The following is an 8,047-nucleotide window of genomic DNA, read 5'->3' on the forward strand; positions in this document are numbered from 1 at the left end:
TATGACTTTCCAGGAATTTATTCAAGATTCTCGAATCCCGTCGCTTTCGCTTTTTGCGGATGCGGGTAAAGAGGCGCTCCATGTTTGTGGCGCGACGGTGCCGATCGCTTCCATGATGGTGGCGAAGCGCTTTTTCGATAATCCGGGACCGGTTCTGGTTGTCGCGCGCGATTTCAAGAGCGCCGAATCGTGGATGGAAAACCTCCGCACGCTTGTAGGCGATGAATTTGTACGTTTTTTCCCGTCCATCGGCCTCAAGCCTTACGAGCAGAAGGAACCCTTCGAGGGGGTTCTCGAAGAACGCCTCCGCTTTTTCAGGGATGCTGGCAATCCACAGAAGCCCATAGTCGCCGTGTGCCCGCTCGATGCGCTCTTGGCGAAGCTTCCGGCTCCCGGAGGCCTTGCGCACGGCATGCGCACGCTCAAGACGGGCGATGTCCTTGAACCTTCGTCGCTGCGCCCGTGGTTCTTGGATCATGGGTTTACGGAGCAGCCGGTCGTGAGTTCGGTTGGGGAATTCTCCATCCGCGGCTGCATCGTGGACGTGAACTGCTTCTTGTACCCGCATCCGATTCGAATTGAGTTTTTTGGCGATGAAATTGAATCCATTCGCAGTTTCGACATCTTTACCCAGCGTTCTGTGGAGAATATGGACCGTGTGTCGCTCTACCCGATGGGAGAATGGACCCTGGGAGAATCGGAATTGCTCAAGCTCGGCAACGAGCGTGCGGGGCTCTGGTGGAAACGTTCCCTTTACGAGAAGCTTGATTCCAGCCTGCTCGACTATCTTCCGGGCGCATCCCTTGTTTTCGAGAATCTTTCGGCGCTTTCGGAGTCGGCTTCGCGCCTTGTCCAGAACTATGGGGACGCGTTCGAGGATTTGCGCACTTCGGTTGTCGACACGGTTCCTCCGAATGCGATATGGTGGAAGTTCGGTGAACTTTCCATGCGCTTTCCGGGACATGCCTCGCTCGATATAACCCAAGCCGAAACGGATGCTTCGAACTGGTTCAAGGTTGAATCCCGCCCGCAGGATTTTGCAAGTGCAGGGACGGAAGAAGTTGCAAGGAAGATTGAGGATTTTTGCGCGGGCGGCGGCGAAGTATATGTGATTGCCCCGACACCAGGTGCGCTTTCCCGGTTGAAGCATGTTTTTGAAGGCTTGCCGATAGAAGATTATTTTGTCGGTAACCTGACGGAGGGATTCTGGCTCGATACGGACAAGGTGGCCTTCCTGACGGAAACCCGCATTTTCAACCGCCATGCAACAAAGTCGCGCAAGCGCCAGATTTCGGGCTCCGTGACGGCTGCCCTGATGGTCGAATCTTTGAACCGCGGGGACTTGGTTGCCCACGAGGACCACGGTGTCGGCCGCTACCTCGGACTTGTGCGCGTAGAAGTGAACGGGGGCCTTGTCGACTGCGCCCTCCTGGAATACGACGGCGGGGACCGTCTCAAGTTCCCTGTTTCGGACTTGCAGAAAATCGAGCGGCTGGATCCGCGCGAGGGCGAAATCCCTAAGCTCGACCGTCTGGGAAGCAAGCACTGGGAAACGCTCAAGAAGCGTGTGAAGGAGAAGGTCGTCAAGATAGCGCGCGACCTCGTGGAACTCTATGCGAAGCGTGAACTCGTGCCTGGGTTCCATTTTCCGCAGGACGGCCAGCTGCAGCGCGAATTCGAGGACGCGTTTGAATATGACCCGACGCCGGACCAGGTGAAGGCTACGGCCGAAATCAAACGCGACATGGAAGACGGGAAGCCCATGGACCGCCTTGTGTGCGGTGATGTGGGCTTCGGAAAGACCGAAGTTGCCATGCGTGCTGTGTTCAAGTGCATCTCGGCAAAGAAACAGGCGGCGATTCTTGTCCCGACGACAATCCTTGCCGCCCAGCACTACGAGAATTTCAAGGACCGTTTTGCCGCGTTCCCGGTGAACATCGCCCTTGTGAATCGATACAAGACCGCGAAGGAGAAAAAGGAAATCTTCAAGCAGATTTCCGAAGGGAAAATCGACATTGTCGTGGGGACGCATGCGCTCCTGAGCGATAAGAACCAGTTCAAGGACCTTGGCCTGCTCGTGATAGACGAGGAACAGAAGTTCGGCGTGAAGCAGAAGGAAAAGCTGCGTGAAATGCGCATGTCGGTGGATACGCTCAGCATGAGTGCGACCCCGATTCCGCGGTCGTTACATTTGAGCATGACGGGCGTGCGCGACATTTCGCTTATCAACACGCCGCCGATGAACCGTTTGCCCGTAGAGACCAAGCTCATGAAACGCGACGATGTGGTGCTTGCCGCCGCCGTACGTGACGAGCTTGCGCGGGGCGGCCAGGTTTTCGTTGTCAATGACCGCGTGCAGAATATCAATGCCCTTGCCGAGGAAGTGGAATCCTGGGTGCCGGAAGCACGCGTGGCGGTGGCCCACGGGCAGATGAACGACCGCGACCTGGAACGCGTGATGGAGAGCTTCCTTTCGCGCGAGTTCGATATCCTCGTGAGTACGAGTATCATCGAGTCCGGGCTCGATGTGCCGAACGCCAATACGATTATCATCATGAACGCGCACCATTTCGGCATCAGCCAGCTTTACCAGATGCGTGGCCGCGTAGGTCGAAGCGATGTGCTTGCGAAGGCATTCCTTGTGACGCCCGTGCGCGGGGAAGTCTCGCCCGAATCCATGCGCCGCCTCAAGGCCCTGGAACAGTTCAGCGACCTCGGAAGCGGATACCAGCTTGCGATGCGCGACCTCGAAATCCGTGGCGCGGGGAACTTGCTTGGCGAGGAACAGCACGGCTTTATTGCCGAAGTCGGTTTCGAAACTTACGTGCGCTTGGTGCGCGAGGCGGTGCAGCAGCTTCGGGGTGGCTCGACGGAAAAGCCGGTGCAGCCGCGTGTGGAGATTGGTGTGGATGCCTACCTTCCCGAGGACTACATCCAGGACGGTCTTACGCGAATCGGAATGTACCAGCGTATTGCGCGCATTTCGAGTTCCCAGGAAGTCGAGAACATCCGGCAGGAACTGGCGGACCGCTTCGGCGAGTTGCCTGTGCCAGCGAAGATGCTTTTGCTTGTCACCGAGATCGGGCTCCTTGCCGGTCGCCTCCGCATTCAGGGATTGCAGCAGCGCAAGGGAATCCTGGTGGCGACATTCGTGGAGTTCCCGCCCATCGAGACGCGTGTGCTTGGCGAAATTGCCGGGAAGAGCACGTGTCCCATGCGCTACGTGGGAACTTCGCCCTTGCAGGCGGTATTTGAACTTGGAGCTGCGCCCGCGGAGAAAATGGCCGATAAAATCGCGGAGCTCTTCCGTAATTTTTCTGACATCACGCTGACGCCCGCGAAGGCGGAACCCGTTAATCCGCTGTTTAGGGACACGAATATCCTGAACTAAGCGTTTCCTCGAGCATTACGGCGACTTCTTGCGGCGTGACATCGTCTTTTGGCCCGCGCGTGGCGACAAGCGTTTCGATAAACGATTCGTCTGCATCGGTTTCGAATAGGAGATGCTCCCGCGGTATAAGCGCGAGGGCTTCCCGCGTCGCCTTCTTGCGGAGTGTATCCGCGTGGATGGAGAATAACGCGCCCAGCGAAAGTCCCGCTTTCACGATGCCAGCGTCACCCCCGAACCTGTGGAATATGGGACGTGGCCGTTTAGCGCCAAACCCTGCTTCGCGCAACACCCTGATTATGCGTCCGTAGTCGCCCACGCAATGGATTTGCAGGTCGCGCCCTAATTCGAGCGCCATTTCCGCCTGCCTGCGAAAGACATCCTCTTGCGCTCCGCCCGGTTCGTAGCCCGCATAGCGCTTGTCGAGTCCCGCTTCTCCGACTTGTGCGTTCGGATCGCTCTCCAGCAGACGGCGCAGTTCCGCGAGTGTTTTTTCGAAATTTGGGTTCGCGGCTTCTGCAAATTCGGATGCAATCATCGGGTGGATCCCGTAGGCGCGTCCGCATCCATCGAGCCAACCGGCTCCGGAGGCTTCGGCCCATATCCTGTCGAGGGCCTCCCATTCCCACGGCTCGCATGCCACGGCGGTGTACCGGTAGCCGCGTCTGTGCAGTTCTGCGGCCAATTTCAGGGGCTGCGGGAGCCTCGCCAGGTGCAAATGTGAGTCAAAAATCGGCATTTTCCCAATAAAATACGAAATTTTGAAAAAAGTGCTTGTTTTTTTGCCCTCAAAAGTCTAGTTTAAGGGGCGCGGGGCTTGTTCCCGCCTTTTACAGAATCTGTATCCTTAGAACGTAAGATATAAAGGAGTCTCTATGCGCGACCTGCTCGAAAAAGCTTTGAAGAAAGGCCTTAGCGTCACTTTTTCCAACGAGAACGGCTATGCCGTCATCCGTATTTCCAAGGAAGGGGAGGTTGTCGCCAGCTGCAGCCTTGGTGCCGCCAATTTCCGTGATTCTGTGGAAGATTCCTTGCAGGGTCTCCTGCTAGACTTGGAACGCAAGGGCCTGTAGCGTTATCTATTTCGCCTTTTCGGGCTGCGCATCGCCATTGGGCTGCGCGGCCTCTTTTGTTTTCTTGACCTTGGATGGCAAAAGGATCTTAGAAACGAAATTCTTCACCGCATTGATGGCTTGCCTCGGTTCCTTCACGTAGCGTCCAAGAAGGTGGCTCCTGGTAAAGTAGCCTGTTTCGCGGCTGTCGAGGCAGAAAGCTCCCTTTTCGCAGGCGAGGAAGAAGCAGTCTTCGCGGACGACGATGCTCTCGATGCGTGTGGAATCCGACTTGCGGAGGAATTCCCTGCGCATCTGGATGGGAGCGTTCCCGGGTTCCGAATGGAAAATCTGCTGCTCGAGCAGGTAGCGGTCTTGCCACGGCAAAAAGTCGATTTCCTGAAGGCTCACCTGCCTGTTTCCGAGCTTGGCCGCGCCGACGCGTTCGATCCCGATTTCGCGGTCCCCCTGCCATAGCGTGGTCTTTACAAAAAACTCTTCGCCCTGCTCAATAAGCAGGTTGATCATGTAGTCTTCTTCCACGTCGTTCAGCTGCGCGATATGCAGCGTGTCTCCCTTGCGCGGGATGTGGACCTGCCTGTTCTGGATGAAAGCGGTCTCCTCGCTCCACTTGAATTTCCCGTGGGGTGTCTTGACCCGGCCGTTGTCGGAAAAATCGACCTTGTCTCCGGGAAGCGCGATGACCTTGCGGACAAGCGTTTCTCCGTTGCGGAGCCTGGCCCAGACGATATCGTTGTAGCCGATGCGGTCGATGCAGCCGGGGAGTTTGCACATCCAGAGGATTTCGCGGTCCTTGTGGCGGGGGTACATCGAGTTGTCGTGCAGTTGGAGCGGCTCGAAAATGTAGAAGCGTGCGGCCATGGCGAGCACGAATGCCGAAATGAGAACAAGGACGAGCATCGCGACCCTTCCCTTGGAATTCTTGCGATGAAGCGATTTTACCTTGTTCTTCAACTTAGACATAGTTTGTTCAAAACGCTTGCGCTGGAACCTTATTCGCCGCTGCTGCTGGAATCGTCACTGAGCGAAAGCACGGCGAGGAACGCCTTCTGCGGCACTTCCACCGAGCCGATGCTCTTCATGCGCTTCTTGCCTTCCTTCTGCTTTTCGAGGAGTTTGCGCTTGCGGGTGATGTCGCCGCCGTAGCACTTGGCGAGCACGTCCTTCCTGACCGCCTTCACGGTAGAACGGCTGATAATCTTGCCGCCGATGGCGCCCTGGATGGCGACGTCGAACTGCTGGCGCGGAATCAGGTCCTTGAGCTTTACGCAGATGGCGTTGGCATAAGTGTGCGCCTTGTCCTTGTGGATAATCACGGAGAACGCATCCACCGGGTCGCCGTTCAGCAATATGTCGAGCTTCACGAGGTTGTTCCTGCGGTATTCGCTCGGTGCGTAGTCGAGGCCCGCGTAGCCGCGGCTCACGGATTTCAGGCGGTCGTAGAAGTCGAACATGATTTCGGCGAGCGGCAAATCGTACTTGAGAATCACCTTCGCCTCGTCGATGTATTCCATCGTCTCGAACTCGCCGCGCTTCTCGTCGCAGAGCGTCATGAGCGCACCCACGTATTCCTTGGGCGTGAATATCTGCGCCTTCACGTAGGGTTCCTCGATGTGGTCGTAACGGCTTGCGTCGGGGAGCTTGGAGGGGCTCTCGATTTTCACCATCGTGCCGTCGCTCATGTACACGTGGTATTCCACGTTCGGAACAGTCGTGATGATGTCGACGTTGAATTCGCGGTCGAGGCGTTCCTGCACGATTTCCATGTGCAGAAGCCCGAGGAACCCAGTGCGGAAGCCAAAGCCCAATGCTTCGGAGGTTTCCGGTTCCCAGCTGATGGCGGAATCGTTGAGGCGGAGTTTTTCGAGGGCCTCGCGCAAATCCTTGTAGTCTTCCGGGTTGATGGGGTAGATGCCGGAATAGATCATCGGCAAGATGTCCTTGTAGCCCGGGAGCGGCTCTGTTGCGGGGTTAGCCGCATCGGTGAGCGTGTCGCCGATTTTCACGTCGCTGATGGTCTTCACGTTCGCGAGTACGTAGCCCACCATGCCTTCCGAAAGTTCTTCGCGCGGGTCGCGGCGCATGCTGAACGTGCCGACCTCGGTCACCATGTATTCGCCGCCGGTCTTCATCATGCGGATTTTCATGCCCGCCCTGAGCGAACCTTCCACGATGCGGATGTAGTTGATGACGCCGCGGTAGGAATCGTATACCGAGTCGAAAATCAGGGCCTTGAGCGGCTTTCCGCTGTCGCCCGTGGGGGCCGGAATTTCGTCCACGATCTTGTCGAGCACCTGTTCTACGTTGAGGCCCGTTTTCGCGGAGATGCGCGGAATCTTGTCGGGGTCGTAGCCCAGCAGGTCGCCTACGAGTTCTGCCACGTGGTCGGGCTGTGCGCCCGGCAGGTCCACCTTGTTCAAAACCGGGATAATCGTGAGGTCGTTTTCGATGGCGAGGTAGAGGTTAGAAAGCGTCTGCGCCTCGATGCCCTGGCTTGCGTCCACCACGAGGATGGCGCCTTCGCATGCGGCGAGCGAGCGGCTCACTTCGTACGTGAAGTCCACGTGCCCCGGGGTGTCGATCATGTTCAGGATGTATTCCTTGCCGTCTTTCTCGTATACCATGCGGATGGCGTGCGCCTTGATGGTGATGCCGCGTTCGCGCTCCAGGTCCATGTCGTCCAGGAGCTGGTTCGTCATTTCGTTCTTCGCGACGGTCTTCGTCAGTTCTATCATGCGGTCGGCAAGCGTCGACTTGCCATGGTCGATATGGGCGATGATGCTGAAATTTCGGATATTGTCGTTTTGCGGCATAGAGAGTCTTTTCTTTAATTTTGACCTCAAATATAGAAATTTCACCGCTTTTCCCGAAGCTCCGCTTGGCCTGATACGAAAAAATTAACTATATTCCCGTTGACAAAAATAAAGTCCATGACGATAAACATAGAGCAAGCATGAAAAGTTTCAAGTCTATTATGTCGGTCCTCGTTCTCCTGTGCGGGGTCGGGCTTTCCTTTGCCGAAGGGAAGGTGTTTAACAAGGATTATTCCGGCATCACCTCCATCGAGGCGACTATTACGACCCACGAGGGTGTAATCGTCGTTGACCTCGACTTCAAGGCTGCCCCGAATACGGTCGCAAACTTTGTCGACCTTGCGCAGAAAGGTTTTTACGACGGTCTCATGTTCCATCGCGTCATCAACGGATTCATGATCCAGGGTGGCGACCCCGAAGGTAACGGCCAGGGTGGCCCCGGCTATACCATCGACGACGAAAAGAACGATCTCCTGCACGAGAAGGCCGTGATTTCGATGGCGAACCGCGGCCCGAACACGGCCGGTTCACAGTTCTTCATTACGCAGATGCCCCAGCATCATCTGGATGGCAAGCACACCGTTTTTGGCAAGGTGATTAGCGGCGAAGATGTCGTCTGCCGCATCGAACCTTACGATCCCATTATTAACATCAAAATCGTGGAAAAGAAGTAACCTATGAGTTCCAAGAAAGTGTCTAGCGCAAAGAAACCGGCGGCGAAGGCTGCTCCCGCAAAGAAGCCTGCCCCTGCGAAGAAGGCCGCTCCTGCAAAG

6 protein-coding genes are annotated in these 8,047 nt (G+C 56.5%); 3 read left to right on the forward strand and 3 right to left on the reverse strand.

Annotation, left to right across the window (positions count from 1 at the left end; all coding sequences use genetic code 11):
• Position 1 precedes the first annotated feature (1 nt).
• Positions 2 to 3,391, forward strand: a complete 3,390-nt coding sequence (gene mfd, locus B2952_RS04910; RefSeq protein ID WP_290735842.1) for a transcription-repair coupling factor — start codon at positions 2 to 4, stop codon at positions 3,389 to 3,391.
• Here the strand turns inward: mfd and B2952_RS04915 are convergent.
• On the reverse strand, positions 3,366 to 4,127 hold the full coding sequence (locus B2952_RS04915; protein WP_290735845.1) for a TatD family hydrolase: 762 nt from the start codon (positions 4,125 to 4,127) through the stop codon (positions 3,366 to 3,368). The genes mfd and B2952_RS04915 overlap by 26 nt on opposite strands.
• Positions 4,128 to 4,263: 136 nt before the next feature.
• Between B2952_RS04915 and B2952_RS04920 the strand changes: the two genes are divergently transcribed.
• On the forward strand, positions 4,264 to 4,461 hold the full coding sequence (locus B2952_RS04920; protein ID WP_173366266.1) for a hypothetical protein: 198 nt from the start codon (positions 4,264 to 4,266) through the stop codon (positions 4,459 to 4,461).
• A 6-nt stretch (positions 4,462 to 4,467) separates the two neighbouring features.
• Here the strand turns inward: B2952_RS04920 and B2952_RS04925 are convergent, their stop codons facing one another.
• Positions 4,468 to 5,424: a S26 family signal peptidase gene (locus B2952_RS04925; protein WP_290725831.1), complete on the reverse strand. Its 957-nt coding sequence runs from the start codon at positions 5,422 to 5,424 to the stop codon at positions 4,468 to 4,470.
• A 29-nt stretch (positions 5,425 to 5,453) separates the two neighbouring features.
• The gene (gene lepA, locus B2952_RS04930; RefSeq protein ID WP_173382695.1) at positions 5,454 to 7,274 is read right to left on the reverse strand and encodes a translation elongation factor 4; all 1,821 of its coding nucleotides are present in this window, start codon (positions 7,272 to 7,274) and stop codon (positions 5,454 to 5,456) included.
• Positions 7,275 to 7,414: 140 nt separating this feature from the next.
• On the opposite strand from lepA, the gene B2952_RS04935 reads away from it, so the two are divergent.
• The gene (locus tag B2952_RS04935) at positions 7,415 to 7,948 is read left to right on the forward strand and encodes a peptidylprolyl isomerase (protein WP_290725825.1); all 534 of its coding nucleotides are present in this window, start codon (positions 7,415 to 7,417) and stop codon (positions 7,946 to 7,948) included.
• Positions 7,949 to 8,047: the final 99 nt, after the last annotated feature.

The sequence above is a fragment of the Fibrobacter sp. UBA7003 genome (assembly GCA_002449765.1).
Lineage (GTDB): Bacteria > Fibrobacterota > Fibrobacteria > Fibrobacterales > Fibrobacteraceae > Fibrobacter.